This is a genomic window from Roseiconus nitratireducens, from assembly GCF_008629675.1.
Taxonomy (GTDB): Bacteria; Planctomycetota; Planctomycetia; order Pirellulales; family Pirellulaceae; genus Stieleria; species Stieleria nitratireducens.
This window is the reverse complement of record NZ_VWOX01000005.1, coordinates 410357-428246: the sequence shown is the minus strand read 5'-3', so window position 1 is coordinate 428246 and position 17890 is coordinate 410357. Positions and strand designations below refer to the sequence as shown.

The following is a 17890-nucleotide window of genomic DNA, read 5'->3' as shown; positions in this document are numbered from 1 at the left end:
GCATTGCGAGAATCCTGCCGTTGATTCGTATTTGAGGGACCGGTAGCGGAGCGATTATTCGCTGATCGCTTCGGAATCTTCGCTGCGAGATTGTTTGCGACGGCGGTAACCGATGCCGCATCCGCCAACCACCAATCCGGTCAACGCGATCATCGTGCTTGGTTCCGGCGCGCCACGAATGACACCCTGCCCGCTGAAGCCGCCGGTACCGCCCGAGAACGCAACGGAGGTTTGACCGCTGACGAGCGTTGCAATTGCTTCCGGTGTCAGCTCGTTGGAGTCCAGCGTGTCACCGGGCTTGGTGAAGGTGAAAGAGAAATTCACCTGGTTCGGCCCGAGCATCCCCGTGGGGACGTTGCCGTTAAAGCTGAAAAAGTCGGTGCCGCCAGCACCCGTGTTGTTGCCAATTGCGACCTGACCGATGGTCATGACCGACACGGCCGGATTGGGATCGGTGTTCGAGGTGTTCGAATTGGGCGTTGCCGGAAAACTCAACGTCCCCGTGGTGTTGCTGGATCCGCCCGGGCTGGGCGTGTAATCCAAAACCAGGACAAAGTTTCGCGGCAGGGATCCGAGCACGGGCCCGGGTCGTCCCGAATCGACGGAGCCGAGAAACGAGACAACTGCAGCCTGAGCTTGGCAGCAAGTCATCAGAGCCGCCATCGTTGCGGCGCAAATCACACGTTTATTATTCATCATGAACAGTCCAATATCGCTGTTGTTCCGCAGGGGGGAATACTGTCTGCCACACACTAGTGCCCATTCGAACAGATTCAACGACGATCTAGCTAAATTGGGCTGGCTGAGTTTCATGCGAGTGTCGGTGGTGATAACCCTGATGGGTGGGGGCTTGTTTCGGAGGCCCTTCCTGCCCGATGGGCAAGGGGTGATCGGCCGTTGGCGGTCTCGTCACGGTCGCGGCGGCCGATCGGCTGACCGGACGTTCCGAAAGGGCCAGAGTTCCGATAAAGATCCCGCAAAACAACAGCACCCACAGCGCGTTGGCCGGATCGCCGCTGAAGTGTTGGTGCGAAGCGACGAACGAGGCCAGGTTCGCCATGATCAGCGCGAACGCGAACGCTTGGATCTCGATCAGCGGCAGGTAGCGTTGCCGCCGTACTTCGGTTCGGCAGTTTCGTAACATCAGCAGACCGCTAACTGCAATCAGCATGACCCCCGGAACGCCAAGCTCTTTGAACAGGCGACTGACTCCGTCTTCCTGCCACACGCCGTGTCGCGCCTCGACCGCAAAGTGCTGGGCACCCTGCGTTGCCACGCCCAGACCGGATCCCATCAGTCCCGACTGCCGGAGTGTCCCGACGACGCCACCGGCGACGTTGTCTTTCAACCGCGGCGCCACGTCGCTCAGCGTGGTTGCGTAATAGGCTTGGTGATCCTCAAAACTCGCCTCGTCACGGTAGACGGCCAGGGGAACTGCGCCGATCGCAATGATCAGGACCAGGTAGCCGATCACGCGTGTTGCGCTCTGTTTGGCGGCCAATTGGATGTAAAGCAGATAGGCTGCAATGAAAATGATCGGCATGATCAGCATTTTGCGGCGGCCACACAGCATCAAAGGCACCGCGCTCCAAATCGCCGTGCTCAGCCAGAGGGGATGGATCTTGCGCCGCAGTCCGGGTTGGTCACCTCGGTTGAGCAACAAGATCACGGAGACCATCATCGCATTGGCCGCATGGAATCCGGCGATGTCCGGGCTTCGGAAGAACCCGGAGATCAGCCGTACGATCACACCCGGCATGTGGCGAATCCACTCGAATCCCTTCAGTCCACCCAAACCGGGCCAGTCCCACATCTGCCATTCGGCGATCGCACCGATGAAGGCGATGCTGTTGATCAGCACGTACGCTTGCAGAATTCGCTTGAGGTATTTGAGTTCGAAGGCGAAGGCGGCACCGAGGGCAATTCCCAGCAGGGGCGCCGCGTAGGAAGCGAAGCCCAATCCCGCCAGCACGACGCCGTTCTGGTAGAGCGCCAGCGAAAGCACTGCTCCGGGAATCAGCCCCAGCACGTACCACGTCAGCGATTTCTCCAGCCAAGGAAAGCGGGCGCGCACCTTCCGCAGGCCCGGGTTCCCACCGAAGAACAGATTGACGAAGGCGGCACCCCAGACGGCGCACACGCAGTAGGTGACCAGAGTCGGCTCACCCTCGGAAACCTTGCGAATCGGATCGCGAAAGCAGTCCAGAATGATGGCAATCATCACACCGGCTCGCCAATCGGTGATGGCGAAAAGTGCTCCGACCGCCACGGTGATGTAAAAGAAGGATTCCACCGACGCCTCTACTTTGCTTCGACCAAACGTGGCGGCCTGGCAGGTCGATCCAGCTTGCGAATCGAAATCATCGATTCGTAGCAAGCCATCATCCGGCAGAACAAGAACCCTTGTCGGCCGTCCAAAAAGCCGCCGCGCAGCACATATTGGTAAATGAATCGCAGCGGACCCCGGCCAGGAATCTGCCTCGCGATCGCGCGCAGTCCCCGCCGCCGTTCTCCGGCGTCCAAGCTCAGGAAGGCCAAGGGAGATGCATCCCGAAGCCGATCCCCTTCTCGTTCCGCCTCTCGTGCGGCATAGCGGACATGCCGCATCCACCAATCGTCCATGCCACGGCTGAAGGCATGATGGATGAACGGCGACCGAATGGTACCGACGGTTCCCTTCACCTTCGGCAGCGGAATTTCACCGTGTCCACTGTTTTCAAACCAGGCATGACCTCGACGGACCAAACGCATGATCCAGACCGGAAAACCGTCGGAATAGCGCAACCAGACTCCGTTGAGGATCGTTTTCCGGCAGGTACGAAACGCGACGACGCTGTCATCGGCCGAGGCCACCTTTTCGCGGATCTCTCGGGCGAATTCTTCGGTCGACACTTCGTCCGCGTCAAGCATCAACACCCAGGGGTGGCTCACTCCGGCATGTTGGAGTGCCCAATTTCGCTGCTCGGCAAAGGACCGAAATGAATGATTCACAACGCGCGCGCCGTTGGCACGCGCCAGCGCGGCGGTCTCGTCGGTCGATGAATCGTCGACGACGACCACTTCATCCGCCCAGGACAGAGCCTGGACGCACCGCACGATGTTGTCTTGCTCGTTCTTGGCAAGCACAACGACGCAGATTCCCGCAACGTCGCGGTTCAGTTGCGAACTGGATTCAGGTGTCTGACTCATGCTTGGATCTCCCGCTCGCGAATGAACCGCGCCGGATTGCCGGCCACAACCGTCCAGGCGGAGACGTCTTTCACCGCGACGCCGCAAGCGCCAACTACGGAGCCAGTCGCGACATGCACGCCGGGACCGACGAAGGCGCGGGCGCAGATCCAGGCCGACGCATCCAAGCGGATCGGGGCGGCCGTCAATCGCATCGTCGGGTCCGCGATGTCGTGGGACGCGGAACACAGGTAGCTGTACTGGGATACGGTGCACCGATCGCCGATCAGAATTGGTGCCACGTTGTACACGTCGACGTGGTGACCGATCGAACTGTCCGAACCGATGGTCAGGTTCCAGGGCGCCCAGATGCGAACGGTCGGGTCCACCCGCGACTTCGATGTGACCTTGGCACCGAACAGGCGTAACAGCAGTGCGCGCCATCGGAAGCAGATCCTCGGCGAGGGGCGAAACAGCGTCCACCAACAGACGCCCCACAGCACGCGGGCAACCTTGTTGAGTGTCGAATGAGGCGACGGGCACTCCCTGCGTGACGTCCGCACGAGCGGCTGTTGGGGCGCGACTTCCATCGGCAGCGGCTCAAGCTGAATCATGGCTGGCTGCCTCCACCGTTTCCTTGTAGATCTGCAACATCCGTTCGGCCAGTCGCAGACGGCTGAATTGTTTCGCCCGCTCTGTACCCGCGGCGACATAACGTTGTCGGTAATTCTGGTCGGTCAGTAGTCGTTCGCAGGCGCGGGCCATCGCATCGTAGTCGCCCGCCGGCGTGACGATTCCCGCCTGGCCGACCACTTCCGGAAGAGACCCCGCGTCGCTGCTGACGACCGGGCACCCCACGCACATGGCTTCCAGCGGTGGCCAACCGAAGCCTTCGTAAACACTAGGGAAGATAAAGGCACCCGCCTCGCGATACATTTCGGACAATTTCGCCTGATCGGGGTCGACCACGAATGAGATGCGGTCGGCGACTCCGCTTTGTGTGTGGACGTTCCGAACCGTTTGGTCAGGTTCCGGGCCGGCCATCAACAGCTCAATCTGCAACCGGGGGTCAATCCGCCGGAACACTTCGATCGCGCCGACGCGATTCTTGTAAAAACCGTTGTTCCCCAGGTGGAAGAGCTTTTGGGTCGAAGATCCCTTCGCAGGATGCGATCCGCCGGCCTGGGGAAATAACTCCGGCTCAATTGCCATCGGGACGACGTCGATGTCGCTGGCGGGTTCGCAACCGTAGCGCCGCATGTCCTTTGCCGTGCTTTGGCTTACGGCACAAACGCGATCGGCTTTGCGGATCCCGGCCAGGGATCGCTGGATCAGCCAGCGGGCGGCACGACCGACCGCGGGGGCTCCGGGGAAGTTGCCGTCCATCTGCAACCGTGGGATCAAATCGTGAACCGTCACAACGATCCGGCAGGCTGGGAGCGCGGACACCAGATACGCAAAACTTCCGTCCAACACGTGCAGCACATCGTAACGAGACACGTCCAGACGTCGCGCCGCGTTCCAGATATGAAAGTGCTGGCGGTACATTCGCAACCGGGGCGGAGTGCGACTGAGCGACTCCCGTTCGCAGCCCAGGAATTCGACGGTCGCCTGGACCGATTCGGGGGCCGATTCCCGAAGTGACGTGAGCAGCTGGTCGCGATAGCGCGCCATGCTTCCCGGAGCACCCCGAACCGTCGTGTCCAGCAATCCGATCCTAAGCATGGCTGGCTCCCCGGCTGGTGGCGAAACGTGCTGCCTCCAGAATCCCTTCGGCGGCAGCGCGTGGGCTGTAACGTTGCACCAGATCGTTCGCATTCCGGCCCATCGTTGCCAAACGAGAGCGGTCGCTGGCGGCAACGCACAGCTGTTCGGCCAATGCTTGCCATCGACCAAAGGGGTGCACCCAGCCGGTGACGCCTTCCTGGATCAGGTCGGGGTGGCAGCCGACCTGGTCACTGACCAAGGCCGGCAAGCCTGCCGCAAAAGCCTCGTTGACGACCAGGCCCCAGGTCTCGCCGGTGTCCGACGGGAGGACCAACGCGTCACTGGCGCTGTAGGCGGCACCAATTTCCGATTGATTCAGAAACCCTGCGAACTTGACATCCAGCGACCGCTCGGCCGCGATGCGCTCGCATGCTTCCCGCTGGGCGCCGTCGCCAACGATCAGAACTTCGAAGTCGGCTCCGAGCGCCCGTGCCCGGCCCACGGCTTCCAGCAGTCCGATCGGCTGCTTCTTTTCAATCAGCTTTCCGCAAAACAAGAAGCAGGTCTTTTCCGGCGCGATTCCGAAACGCTGGCGTGCTTTCCGCACCGATTCCGCATCGCGAGGGCTGGTCGAAGCGATCCGTTCGTTCTCAATGCAATACGGGGCCAGGAACATGCGTCGGTCGTCGATTCCCAATTGGCGGTAGAAAGCGGCGCTGGCTTTACCGATCGGGCAGAAAGCGTCGTACAGCCGCATCAATCGACGATGGATCATCCTTTTCCACCAGGCACGCCGGCGCAAGTTGTTCGCTTCGCCACGAACAATGCAAGGAATGCCAAGCCGCTTGCACGCGCGTGCCGTTTGGAGACAGCTCTTAACCACCCAACCGTTGATCACCACGGCGTCAAACGCCTGGGTCCGCAGATAGTCTGCCACACCGGGCGTATCGCATCCACGAAAGTGCATCAGCCCGGGGTTGGAAGAGACGTTTTCCAGAACGTGGTGATCGTACCCTTCCAACAAAGGAATGTCCCATTGGAACTTGATGCCAAATTCCGCGCCCTGCTGTTCCGGCGTCGGCAGCGAACAGAACAGGGCCTTGAAATCCATCTGGTCGGATTCTGCCAGATGCCGGAAGACCGGGACCTGGTACTGAATCGGGTGAGTCGTGAGGAAGGCAAGCTTCATCATTGGCAACCATTTCCTCCCAAGGTCTGCAACGGATGTTCGGGAGCGTGGTCCAATTTGGCCGTCCCGGAGAGAATGCGGTCGGGGATCCGTGCGTCACCGGAAAAGCGGTTTCGCACCAGCAATTTCGCCAAACGATAGGCGCGGATTTCCCCAACCAACTTGACGGGGATCCACCAGGGATGCGTCAGGTGAAAGCGGGTGCGAACTTCGCGAACGATTCGCCGAAAACAGTAGGAACGGGCTTCGGAACGCGTTGCGGCATGTAGCATCGCGTAGTAGTGATCCCCCACGCCGTGCAATGGGGACGCGCTGGTCAGATGACTCCCGGCGGTGCGGGTTCCTCCCTTGGCGACGCGGAGATGATCGATCCCGGCATCACCAAGGAACCGAATCTCGCCTCCGGCTTTTTCGAGCCGTCGGGCAAACTCGGTTTCAAACCGAAAGGCCGCACCCTGAAACTGTTCGTCGAAGCCGCCAAGGGCCAGTGCACGGTCGCGATTGACGCAAAGATTACCCGCCATCACGTTGTGCACAGGCATTTCTCGCGTGGAATGAAACGGGAAGTCTTCATCCAATCGTAAACCCGTCCGTTTGCGCGGCGGATCAAGACACTCAGCACGCTGCCAAGGCTGGATGACCTGTCCCACCGTCGCCCACAACTGCCGTGATTGGCAGTGGGCACGCCGGTGCGACGCCACCAGGTTCGGGTGCGGGCGGATGTCGTCGTCCAGAAACAGGACCAACGGCGACCTGGCTTGTCGTAAGCCATGGTTCATCGCACGCGTGATTGAAGGCGGCGTCAATCGAATCCAGCGGATGCTGCCCGACGCGTGCCACGCCGACAGCCGTTCATCCGTCTCCGCATCATGAGCTGCGGACTGATCGATCACCAGCAGTTCGTCGGCAGCGGAGGCCAACCGCAGCAGACTTTGCAGCGTTTCGACCAGAACGCGTTCGCGACCCAACGTTGGAATCACAATCGACACGTCGACTTGTGATTCACGCTCACACCGCACTGTCGATGCAACGGCGGAAGGATCCATGCAGTTGGTTGCGGAGGTATCGGTCATCGTGGCGAAAGCCCCGCCGGTGCAAGAGAACCGTTGTCTTTCGGACGGGGCTTCAGAAAAGACAGGCAGTATTTCGCCCAGGGCCGCAACCACAGCGGGCGATGGCCAATCGCGCGGCGGAGATACTCGCGGCAACGCTGGTCGCCCAGAGCGTACAGCTGGCTTCCGATGAAGAATTCCGCATTGGCGCGCGCCATCCGCGGCGTGATACCGGGTGCATCGGGGACATCGCCCCAACTCACTTGCCCCGCCTGCTTCAGCACCGACGCGTCTGATCCAGATCGTTCCGACGCGAGGTAGCAATCTTTGGCCAGCTGCGCCAACCGAAACTGTCGGTCCCGGTTGGTGGGAGAGATCCCATCCACGTCGATTCGCATGTCAAGCAGCGGCTCCGGAACCTCACCGAGCATTCCGATCCGGGAAAGTCGGTACCACAGGTCCGCGTCTTGGGCGAAGCGGAATTCGGCGCGGTAGCCACCAACCTGCTGGTAGGCTTGTCGCCGGAACATTGCCAGCGGATGCGGGATGCAGATTCCCTGTCGGAGCAGCGCCTCGGTGACCGACTCAGGCGAGCCTTCGCGAAGGCTTTCTCCCAGGAACTCCCCTTCCGGTCCGACTCGGTGAAAACCCGCGCCGACGGCGACCACCCGATCATGGCGTTTTAGATAGTCGACCTGACGTTCAAGCCGTCGCGGCCACGCGCGGTCTCCGACGTCCTGGCGGGCGATGAACGTTCCCCGTGCTTGGGCGCAGCCGGCGATCAGAGCTCGGGTAAGTCCCTCGTTGGATTGTTGCAAAACTCGCACGCGAGAATCTTGGTTCGCGTAACGCCACAGCACTTGCGCGGACGGATCCGTCGATCCGTCATCGACAAGGATCAATTCGAATGCTTCAAACGATTGCGCCAGCAGGCTTTCAATCGTTGTTGCGAGCTTATCGCTGCCGTTGTAGACCGCCATCACCACCGAAACGATGGGTTGTGGTCGCGCTCCGATCGACGAGTTCACGTTGCGCACCCCGCCAGCAGGTCGGTGCGCTGCCTTTCGATCACATCAAACATTTTCAACAGGGGCCGACTGCACATGTCCCAGCGATATTTTTGGGAGTTTGCCGCTGCCCGACGGCTCAGTTGCTGCCACAAGGCGTCGTCGGTCATGACATTCACCAGGTGATCCGCTGCGGATTGCGGATCGTCGACTGGGCCGTAAAGCCCGCCATCACCGCCGATCTCGGGAATCGCGCACGCGTCCGTGCCAACCGTCGGCGTCCCAAAGCTTTGCGCCTCGACGGCGGGGATGCCAAATGATTCGCATCGGCTCAGGAGACAAAAGACGTGACATCGGGAGTACAGTTCATGAAGCTCCTCGTCGGAGATCCAGCCGCAGAATGTCACCGCTTCACGCAAGCCCAGTTGATCAACCAGCGATTCGACGCGGCGTCGATACTCCGCGTCCGGCCATCCTCCCGCGAAGGTCAGCTTGGCGTCCACGCCCCGATCGCGGACACACCGAAGGGCTTGGACAAGGATGTCGGCTCCCTTGTGGGGTGCCATGGCGGAGACGCTGAGGATGTGGTTGCGTTCCATCGCACGTTTGCCCATGCGTTCCGCCGCGCGCCAGGTGCTATCGCTGATTGCCTGATAGACGACCATCGAGTCTGACTCGCGATTTCCGGCGTTCTTCCGGTAGGCTTCACGCATGTAGCGGCTGTTGAAGACCATCAGTGTCGCGTCACGAACGGTACGCCGATATTCCTTTCGTTGCAGGGCAGCTTTGGCGCGGTCCTTGAGATTCTGGTGCAGTTCGGGGACCAGGCACCACGGGTTCTGGCAGAAGACGACCTGCGGCGCACGGATTCCTGGGACGCTGACGCCGGCGGGCGTGAACAGGAAATCGGATTCGGTTTCGTCCACAATCCGATTCAAGTTTCGGAACTCCCAAAAGGCTCGCCCTGACCAGTTGGCCGTGGATTCGGGGCATTCCAGCCACTCGTATTCGTCCGCCTTGACGACGATGTCGCGATTCCCTCGGTGGTGAAGGATCACAAACTGATGGAGGCCTTGGGTCAATTCCCGCAATTGATTCAAGTGTCCCATCAGCACGTGACGTCCGCTCTGATTGGTCACCGACAAAGCGTTGATCAGGACTTTCATACCGATGCTCATTCACCAGCGGTGCGGTTCAGGGAGTGGATTCAAACGACTGTTGCATCGTGGCGGATCCGGGACGCTTGCGAATGGCTCCGGCCATCTTTTCGACGCGAGCCGTTGCGGTTGGGCCGAGGGTGCGTAGCAGCAGTCGGTAAGTCGCAATTCCCTTTCGCCCCTGGCCGAACTGTCCTGCCGAAGCGTCGGCAAGTTGGAAACATTGATCCGCGTCGGACACCATTCCTTGAGCGGCACATTGTCTGCCGATCATGAACGACCACCGGGCGAAGTGCTGACGCTCGGGTGCGGATTCATTGACGCCGGCTTGGATCGCCGCATTCCAAAGTTTTTGCAGCAGCTCAACTCGGTTGGCCAGGCGGATCGGATCGGTCGTCCAGGCGGCCGAAGAGGTTTGTCGCACGCCGTCGTGGTGCACATGGTCGCTGACATGGGTTCCGCACGACACTAGGTTGACGTTCAACGCGCCGATCCTGGAATCGTATTCCCAGTCCTGGCTCCATCGCATTTTGCACCAGGGCCCAATCCGATCGGTCACACGGCGACGGTACAGGGGCGTGTGGGTGCACCACCAGCGGTCGACCAACAGCCCCGGGAAAAGGTTGTTGATCGAACGGCCTGTCCATTTGAACGGGTCGGCAAGGATGTCGCCGCGTTCATTCACCAGCCGCGTGATTCCATAGGCGATGTCGCAGTCGGGGGCTTTTCGAAGCGAGGCAACCTGATCGGTGAACTTGTTCCTCGTCAATCGGTCATCGCTGTCCAGGTACTGCAAGAATTCGCCCCGAGCCAGTTGGCGACCGGCTTCGCGCGCCGGTCCCGGGCCCGAATTGGACTGTCGCGTGAACCGAACAACGCCTTCGTGCCGACGTTGAAGGTCTTCTGCGACCGAAGGCGTCTCGTCGGTGGATCCGTCATCAACGATGATGATTTCGATCGGCCGATACGTTTGCTGCAGGACGCTCTGGACGGCGCCGCGAAGCATTTCAGGCCGGTTGAAGACCGGGATGATCGTGCTGACCAGGCCCGGTTCGAGACTCATCGATTCGCCCCGGTGGACGATGTTGTTCATTGGTATCCCAGTTGTCGTGCAAGGTCTCCGGCAACGCTGTCGTAATAGCGCATTCTGCGGGGAGACCAATCCGACCAGCGGCGCGTCGGATCAAAACCGTCAGCCGGCTTTTCGATTCCGCACGCAAAGTCATGTCCGCCATCTCGGGAGCGTAGAAACGATGATCCACGAACCGGCATGCTGGAAAAGCCTTCCCAATCAAACCGATCGGCATCCAGCGACAACCACTCCATGATCTTCGGGATCCATTGCTGGGGGTCACGGAGCAAGTCCTCGTATTTCACGAGTAAGTAGCGCGACCGGAATGTCCGTCCCTCGTCGCTCCCCAGGAACTGCATCAAATTCTCGGCCGCATCGCGGTAGCGACGGCAGTGAATCCGAAAGGCTTCGTCGGGAAGCATGCGTCGCCAGTGCGACCGCTTCCACCACTGGAATTGCGGCAATCCGAATTCGGCTTTCAGGGCACTGGAGACGATGTCGCGTCCGTCACGCTGGATGATCAGCGCTCGCGAACCGGAAAACATCTGGAACATTGACGACAGCCGATCAATCGACGGTTCTTTGTAAACGGCCCATTGGTCCGCCTGGATCCGACCGGCCAGATAGCTCAGCCAAGCATCACCCAGGTGCGGTAAGAAGGACTCGGCAGAGAACTGATCGGCGTGTTTTGATCTTTCGATGCAATGCAGATAGTTGTCCAGCTGTTCTTGAAACCGAAACGGTGCGAACTCCCAGAATCGGCCCGGCGACCGGACGATCTGGGGATGATGATTGAGCGCATCAGCCAAAAAGTTCGTACCGCTGCGCGGCAGGATGCCCCGGATGAACAGCACTTGCCCCGTGGAGCAGCCGTGATTTGCCGTTTCGGTGGCCTCAGGTTTCCGAAGGGTGACTGCGTTCATTTAGTGTCCTGAAGATTCACCGGCGGCGACTGGGATTCGGAACTCGTGCGCGGGCGAAGGGTGGGTTTTGTGGGCCCCAGCCGGGTCGATCCTGGTTGGTGCATCCAGCGAGACCGCCGGTCGGATCGACGCGTTGAATTCACCAAGGAATCCGGCCCACCGGTTGGCCCATCGATACGCCCATTCGGCGATCCACTGTGTCGAAGTTCTCGCGGGTTTTGAGTCAGCTCCCACAGCATGGATGCCCGGACGCCAGGGGAGTTTCCGCAACTGTTGAATTGCCGGCCGAACGCCACAGGGTTGACCGGAGTGTCTTCGCTGGCCTTTGCGAATGCGATAGGTCCGACGGAGGTAGTCCCAGTTGGAAAGATCGCACTGATGCCGGACCACGGCGTCTTCGGCAAAGAAGCTGGGGAAACCCGCCTGAGAAAGCCGCTTGGAAAGTTCGATGTCGGAGCCCGACTCGATGACGCGAAACAATCCCAATTGTTCGAAGGCCTCGCGCCGGACGAACAGGTTTCCTCCGGCGACGCAATGGTGCGTTTCGATTGTCTGTCGCAATTGCGACGGTTGATGGGTCTCGCACAGCAACCGATTGCCGAGGTTGTCGCACCGGATGTCATACTTCGTCAGGCCCCCCACAATCCAGGCGTTGTTGCGCTTGGCACATTGGTGGAGGTTCGACAACCAATGGGGATCCGGAAAGCAATCGGCGTCGGTGAATGCCAGCCAGGTGCTGTCGGAGTTCTCGATGGCACGGTTTCTGGCCCAGTAGGCCGAGCGGCGCGATTCGTGCAGAAGTCGCGCCCCGGCCTGTGTCACGATCTCACAGGTGCGGTCGACCGATCCGTTGTCAACGACGATGACCTGATACTGCTCGCGGGGAAAAGTTTGGTCGAACAGGGCTGCCAGGCATTGACCGATGTGATCCTGCTCGTTCAGAGCGGGGATTACCACCGTGATCAGTGGGCGACTATTGGAGGGTGGGTTCATGGATTCGTGCTTGCAGCAGTGCTTGTTTCACAGACGAAAGCTTGGATCGCAACGGCATCCAGCCAGGAATCAGCAATGGCGAATCGCGATAGTTCGGCCACAGCGAAGGAGCGGCAAGTAACGCGGACCACAGGTGCATGGATGCTTTCCATGCGGAGCCGCTGGCGTTGTACCGAATGGAATGGATGTGGGTGCCAGCCTTCGCAGCGCGACGTAGGTCGGCGCCGGCACGTTGCAGATCCGGCGAGTCCTGAACCATCCGTCGGTAGGCGTCCGCGATCGTCGCAGCCTGGTGATTGCGCTGCTCATCATGGAGTCGACGTTGAGCGATGACTTTGTCGATCTTTTCCACTTGGGTACGAAATACCATCCGCATCCACAATTCCGTGTCGGCGCTAAAGTAGCGATCGTCCCAACCGCCACAGACGTCAAGCAGGGTGCGGCGGAAGAACGCCGTCGGCTGTGGGACCCAGGTCTGCTTGCTCAGGAAATCTCGCACGCTGAACGGGCGGATGTTGCTTCGGAAAAGAAAACCGCCGTTCGCGTCGACCGTTTCCATGTCGGCGTAAACCAATCCATGCCGGGGGCGTTGACGCAGCGCGTCGACCATGGTGCTGATCGCGCCTGGCAAGTACATGTCGTCGGAACTCTGGATGGCGATGATTTCGCCTTCGGTTCTGGCGAACCCCTTGTTGACCGCCTCCACGACGCCACGGTCGCGTTCGGAGAGCCAATCCAACTCGTCCAAGTCACCAAAACTTTTCAGCACGTCGACGGTTTCGTCCGTGGAGCCGCCGTCGATGACGTGGATCCGCAACGGTCGATAGTCCTGCTCCAGGATCGAGCGGAGGGTGTCGCCGATGAATCGACCTTGATTGAAGCTGGGGACCACGACTGACACCAACGGTCGTGACGACAGTGACGGAAGTGTCACTTGTTCCGCGGGCGCGGATTTCGGCAAAAGAAGTGGAACGCTCAAGGTCGTATCCTTGGGGCGGAGAATTGAAACAAGGGACAGAACGCTTACTCGATAGCAGCAAGCGAAGGCTTAGCGATCGGATCAAGCCGGCTCGGCGGGAACGTCGGATAGCCAGGCGTCGATCAGTTGCATTTCCTTTTCGGGGAAAATGTCGCGGTCAATCAGGGCGGCGTAGCAGGCGCGAAGGTTCGGCCCGACGGCTTCGGGACCCTGTTGCAGCGAGACGTCCTCGAGGATTTGGACCAGTTCGTGATTGCGCAGGTACCCCGGAACTTCGTCCTCGAAGTCACGCATCAAGTTGTGCGGGTTCCGCTCCTGAACCACTTCCGGTGCGTGAAAGACCACGCCGGTACCGAGTTCCCACAGGCAACGCTGTGCCACAAAGCTTTTCCAGATGTCACACATCCGGAACGAGCAGTAGCTGGGGACGTACAGCAGCGGGAAAACGGCCGGCCACCACCATGTGGTTTGCGTGTTGAACGGGCACCACTGTCCGGGGGCCAACATCACGCTGGCTCGATCCTCAAAATCGAATTCGCGGTCCAGCACCAACCGCCAGACCGCGTCGACGTCGGGAGCTCCGTTGGCCAGCCCCTGCTGAATCGGGGCCCAGTACTTTCCGGTTTCGTCGGCAGCGGTCGATAGCGATGTCTCCGGCGCATCACCCATCGTCAAAGCATCGCCGATGCGATCAAGCGGCAATCCACGCGGCCAAATCAAACCATCCGAAAAGCACTTGTAGACGTTTACCCATCGGGGCTGATCATCGACCGCCGCCGTGACAAACCGCAGCCCATTGATCCATTGTTCACGGGGCTTCCAGTTTTCAATCGGGGCGTTGTCGTCGTCGGTTTCATAGATGCACGTCGCCCCCAATCGCATCGCGTGCAGGTAACCCAGGTTCTTGCGGCAATAGTGCTTCGTCGGCAAATGCGGTGTCAGGGAAAAGTCAGATGCCAGTTGGTCATCAATCGAAAGGAATGACAACTGTTCGGGCGAGAACTGCTGCACCGTTGAAAGGTCAAATTCCGTTGGACCCTTCGTGTCGCCCGCGATGACCAGGCCCGCCTCGGTACCGGCGAGGGCGCTGGCCAACCGCAGGACGCAATCCGTAGGCTGCTGAATGGTGGTGATAACTGCTTGCAACATGGTAGGACCAGCAGAAAGGACTGGGGGGACCCTCGGGAAAGGGTCTTGAGGGCGATATAGTTTCGAAAAGGCAAAAGGCCACGCCGACGTTGGCCGGCCAGCGTCGGATCTAACCGGCCGGCGCCGGATCCAACCGGCCCGGCTCAAGCAGCCGGCACGCGTGTGCTTGAATGCAACGCTCGTAGACGTCGGCGGTGCCGCGAGTGTGGCCGCTGACGTGGAACAGTCGGCGGATTCGTTCGGCCGCGGCGTGGGACATTGTTCGCCGCAGTTGGCGGTCCGCTGCCAACGCATCGATTTCGGCTGCCATGGCGGACGTGTCGCGGGAGGTCACGACGACCCCGGTGTCTCGGTCGCCGATGACCTCCGGCAAGGCGCCGGCGTCGAAAGCAATCACGGGCGTGCCGCAGGCCATCGCTTCGGCGGCGACCAACCCGAAGGTTTCACATCGCGACGGCATCAGCAGCAAGTCGGCGACACGGTAGTACTCGGCCAGGTCGGTTGTCGAAGTGGTGTAGGGAAGGGCGACCGAGGGAACTTTCAGCCGTTTGGACACCTCGTCGGCCGAGTTGCCGACGATGACGACCTTGATCTTGGTGTCGGAAACCCGGTTGAGCGCTGCGATGCCATCATCCATTCCCTTGTAGGGATTGTTCAGATGGTTGGCGATCAGCATCACCGCGGTTTCGTCTTCTCCGATTCCGAACCGGGCACGATCTGGATTCTGCACTGCCGGCGAGAACGTATCGACGTCGACCGGGTTGGTAACGACGGAGATCGGGCAGTCGCGAAGAATGGGGCTGCGCCGTGCTTGGTTCAACAGCCAAGCCGAGGGAACGACCAGCTGGATGTCACGATTTTTGAATAGCTTGCGTTTTCTCGCAAAATTCCAACGCGTGGCATCGTGTTCGATGGCCGGGTACCGGGTCAGGTCCGGGCATTTTCCGCACCCGGTCAACCATCGTGGACATTCCAGCGGGTATCCGCAGTGACCGGTCATCAACCAAAAATCGTGCAGGGTGACGACCGTCGGATACCGCCGACTTAAACGTCGTACGACCGCCAATTCCGCGTAGCTGTCGGCTCCGTGGAGGGAATGAAAGTGCAACACGTCGGGTTCGAAGGCGAAGGATTGCTCAATCGCTCGAAATCCCGGTGCGTACAGATTTTGGAGGCCGGTGTTGCGCTGGATCCATCGCGCCGTCCGCAGCGCGCCCTTGGGACCGGTTCGCAGCGGGATGACGGTTGTGTTTCGCTCGCCACCCTTTTTCCGACCCACCAGAAGCTGTGTCTGATGTCCCTGGCGGGATAGCTCCCGGTGGTGTTGTCGAACCACCGTTTCGACTCCCCCGCCAAAATCCGCGGCACTGATTTGAATGATCTTCAATGCGGTTTCTCTCAGGTGAGCACTGCGGCGGGCGATTCGACAACGGTGGCGGTTGGGGCGGGACCGGGAACCTGCAGGCCCTCGGCAACCGCAATCGCGCCGGGTTGGGAGCCGAATGCGGTTCGCGCGCATTCAGTCGCTCGTTCACAACCTTCACCGTAGAACGTTGCATCGGATGCGATTCTTGCGATCAGCTTGGCGATCGCCTTTGAATCATCCGAAGTACATTCGAATCCCAACCGACCGGTTCCATCATCGGTCGAATCGTTGTCAGAAAACCTGGGAAGCGATGCCCACGCGGGCGCATTGACCAGGATCGGCGCACCGGAAGCAAGGTACGTACTCGTTTTGGTCGGGAACGAGTATTCCGCGAACCAGCGTCGGTCCGACCCGAATGGTTGTGGCAAAAAGCACAACTGGCAGTGGGAAAGTTTTTCGATCACGTCTCGCTGCGAGGGAAGGAAGCCGTGATAGCGCACATTTCTGCCCGTGCTGGAAACCAGCTTGTAACGCTTTCCGAACAAGCTGAGCTCGATCTCGCAACCGTTGACCCTCCAGCTAAGCCGATCGAGCGCAGCTTGCAGACGTTCAAGTTCATCGGGGGCGGTGACGCTACCCGCAAATCCGATCTCGAATTTGGAGCCGGAAGGTAAACGTCGTGGTGTTTCGTGATAGCCCAACGTGACCGGACTGCGGAACAGGCGAACGGTCAGTCCGGGATTGATTTCCTGCAGCCATTCACCCAGCGACGGAGCCACCGTGATGGCACCGCGTGAGGCGAGTACCGATCGATGAAACGCCTTCATCAGGAACGACCGATTCAAACCGTCTTGGCCGTACAGGGAAAGCACATGTTCCGGATGATCCCAAACCAGGATCGAAAGACGATCACGGAAGATCTCGCCGAGTGCTTCGGCTAGCAGGATCATCTGAGGCGATTCCATCACGACCAGGATCCGATCGATCCCTCGGTCGCGGAATTCGTCAATCAATTGGGCGGCGACTTCCTTGGCGTGGGGAACGGCCACGCCGCGAAAGGTCAGGTGTCCGCTCCAATTGGCAATCGGTCCTCGCCCGAATCGTCGGGGGGATTCAAATTGCTGTTTCAGGATCAATCGCCGAGCTTCATCGGGCCGGTCGCCGGTTCTCCAGTCCGCGTCGTTGCGCAGAAACGCGGCGACAAAAACCTCGTGTCCCGGGAGGGCCGAGACGAGGGCGCTCAAATAGTTCTGCCCCACCCCGTTCTCACCCGGAGGCGAGGTTGTGACGATGGCAATTTTCATGGACAGGAACTCCGATTTCGTGACGCGGAGACGTTGGCCGGTTGGTCGACAAGAGCCGAATTCTCGAACAGGGCGTCAAACTGCAGGATGCGGCCATCGCGCGGGCTGTGCATTTGGTCGACCACGCCGCGGAAGACAAAGCCAAATGCCGCCATCTGGTTTTGAACGCTTTCGAACGTCGACTGATCTCGGTACAGGGGATACGACGTCAATTCGATCACCGCTGCTGTGGTCCGCTGCAGCGTTTGAGGAGCACCCGCGATGACGTCGTTCTCAAATCCCTGGACATCGACTTTCATCACCAATGGAGACGTCAATGGCAGCTTCTCCACGGCGTCATCCAAACGTTTGATCTGGATCGTTTGTTCGTAAGTCTTCGCGGTTGCCGGAAACTCCGCCGCGTGAAGCTCTCCCATTTCCAACAGCGAACTGCTGGGCGAAAACTCCGATCGATGAATGGTTGCCTGACCGTTCTCCGCGCCCAGTGCGAACGGAAATGCTTGACCCGGTCCCGATGATTGCAGAAACGATTCCAGTTTTTGGAAACAGTCATCTAGCGGTTCAAACGAATAGATCGGTACGCCGGGTAGAATCTCTCGGACGATCTTGGCGAATTGCCCTTCGTTCGCGCCCAGGTCCAGCACGCATTTCGGATCGTAGCGTTGAAGCAGCTTCCATCGGTCGATGACGGCCTGGCGTTTCGCGGCGACATGAGCCGCATTCACGTTGCGTGTCAGACGAAGCTCCAGTCCGCAGGTTGCCAGCAGGCTTCGCAGAGCGGTTTTTAACACCATCGGTTCAGGGTTCCTGGGGAGACGGCTGGT

17 protein-coding genes are annotated in these 17890 nt (G+C 60.0%); all 17 read right to left on the bottom strand.

Annotated elements, in window-relative coordinates; translation table 11 throughout:
* Nucleotides 1-54: 54 nt before the first annotated feature.
* The 17 genes from FYK55_RS11740 to FYK55_RS11665 all read right to left on the bottom strand — a co-directional run bounded on the left by FYK55_RS11740 (nt 55) and on the right by FYK55_RS11665 (nt 17860).
* Nucleotides 55-699: a PEP-CTERM sorting domain-containing protein gene (locus FYK55_RS11740; RefSeq protein WP_161604455.1), complete on the bottom strand. Its 645-nt coding sequence runs from the start codon at nt 697-699 to the stop codon at nt 55-57.
* Between the two features lie 85 nt (nt 700-784).
* Nucleotides 785-2377, bottom strand: coding sequence for a hypothetical protein (locus FYK55_RS11735; protein ID WP_161604454.1), 1593 nt, complete (start codon nt 2375-2377; stop codon nt 785-787).
* Nucleotides 2302-3189, bottom strand: a complete 888-nt coding sequence (locus FYK55_RS11730; RefSeq protein ID WP_150076578.1) for a glycosyltransferase family 2 protein — start codon at nt 3187-3189, stop codon at nt 2302-2304. Before FYK55_RS11730 ends, FYK55_RS11735 begins: the two co-directional genes overlap by 76 nt.
* Nucleotides 3186-3782, bottom strand: a complete 597-nt coding sequence (locus FYK55_RS29680) for a hypothetical protein (RefSeq protein WP_235908625.1) — start codon at nt 3780-3782, stop codon at nt 3186-3188. Before FYK55_RS29680 ends, FYK55_RS11730 begins: the two co-directional genes overlap by 4 nt.
* Nucleotides 3769-4893 carry a glycosyltransferase family 4 protein gene (locus FYK55_RS11720; protein ID WP_161604453.1) on the bottom strand — a complete coding sequence of 375 codons (1125 nt, stop codon included), beginning with the start codon at nt 4891-4893 and terminating at the stop codon, nt 3769-3771. The genes FYK55_RS29680 and FYK55_RS11720 overlap by 14 nt, the downstream gene beginning before the upstream one ends.
* On the bottom strand, nt 4886-6067 hold the full coding sequence (locus FYK55_RS11715; RefSeq protein WP_150076576.1) for a glycosyltransferase family 4 protein: 1182 nt from the start codon (nt 6065-6067) through the stop codon (nt 4886-4888). Before FYK55_RS11715 ends, FYK55_RS11720 begins: the two co-directional genes overlap by 8 nt.
* Nucleotides 6064-7137: a glycosyltransferase family 2 protein gene (locus tag FYK55_RS11710; protein ID WP_150076575.1), complete on the bottom strand. Its 1074-nt coding sequence runs from the start codon at nt 7135-7137 to the stop codon at nt 6064-6066. Before FYK55_RS11710 ends, FYK55_RS11715 begins: the two co-directional genes overlap by 4 nt.
* Nucleotides 7134-8144: a glycosyltransferase family 2 protein gene (locus FYK55_RS11705; RefSeq protein WP_150076574.1), complete on the bottom strand. Its 1011-nt coding sequence runs from the start codon at nt 8142-8144 to the stop codon at nt 7134-7136. Before FYK55_RS11705 ends, FYK55_RS11710 begins: the two co-directional genes overlap by 4 nt.
* Nucleotides 8141-9289, bottom strand: a complete 1149-nt coding sequence (locus FYK55_RS11700) for a glycosyltransferase family 4 protein (RefSeq protein WP_161604452.1) — start codon at nt 9287-9289, stop codon at nt 8141-8143. The genes FYK55_RS11705 and FYK55_RS11700 overlap by 4 nt, the downstream gene beginning before the upstream one ends.
* Nucleotides 9290-9317: 28 nt before the next feature.
* Entirely contained in the window at nt 9318-10373 is a 1056-nt protein-coding gene (locus tag FYK55_RS11695) for a glycosyltransferase family 2 protein (RefSeq protein WP_150076572.1), read from the bottom strand.
* Complete coding sequence (locus FYK55_RS11690) at nt 10370-11275, bottom strand: sulfotransferase family protein (RefSeq protein ID WP_150076571.1); 906 nt, start codon at nt 11273-11275, stop codon at nt 10370-10372. The genes FYK55_RS11695 and FYK55_RS11690 overlap by 4 nt, the downstream gene beginning before the upstream one ends.
* Nucleotides 11276-12268: a glycosyltransferase gene (locus FYK55_RS11685; RefSeq protein ID WP_150076570.1), complete on the bottom strand. Its 993-nt coding sequence runs from the start codon at nt 12266-12268 to the stop codon at nt 11276-11278.
* The gene (locus tag FYK55_RS11680) at nt 12249-13247 is read right to left on the bottom strand and encodes a glycosyltransferase family 2 protein (RefSeq protein ID WP_161604451.1); all 999 of its coding nucleotides are present in this window, start codon (nt 13245-13247) and stop codon (nt 12249-12251) included. Before FYK55_RS11680 ends, FYK55_RS11685 begins: the two co-directional genes overlap by 20 nt.
* Before the next feature lie 81 nt (nt 13248-13328).
* Nucleotides 13329-14396 carry an STELLO glycosyltransferase family protein gene (locus tag FYK55_RS11675; RefSeq protein WP_161604450.1) on the bottom strand — a complete coding sequence of 356 codons (1068 nt, stop codon included), beginning with the start codon at nt 14394-14396 and terminating at the stop codon, nt 13329-13331.
* A gap of 109 nt (nt 14397-14505) precedes the next feature.
* Complete coding sequence (locus FYK55_RS11670; protein ID WP_161604449.1) at nt 14506-15783, bottom strand: glycosyltransferase; 1278 nt, start codon at nt 15781-15783, stop codon at nt 14506-14508.
* 11 nt (nt 15784-15794) lie between these two features.
* A complete protein-coding gene (locus tag FYK55_RS29005) occupies nt 15795-17066 on the bottom strand; it encodes a glycosyltransferase family 4 protein (protein WP_161604448.1) in 1272 nt (423 codons plus the stop codon).
* Complete coding sequence (locus FYK55_RS11665) at nt 17063-17860, bottom strand: FkbM family methyltransferase (protein WP_150076566.1); 798 nt, start codon at nt 17858-17860, stop codon at nt 17063-17065. The genes FYK55_RS29005 and FYK55_RS11665 overlap by 4 nt, the downstream gene beginning before the upstream one ends.
* Between the last annotated feature and the right edge of the window lie 30 nt (nt 17861-17890).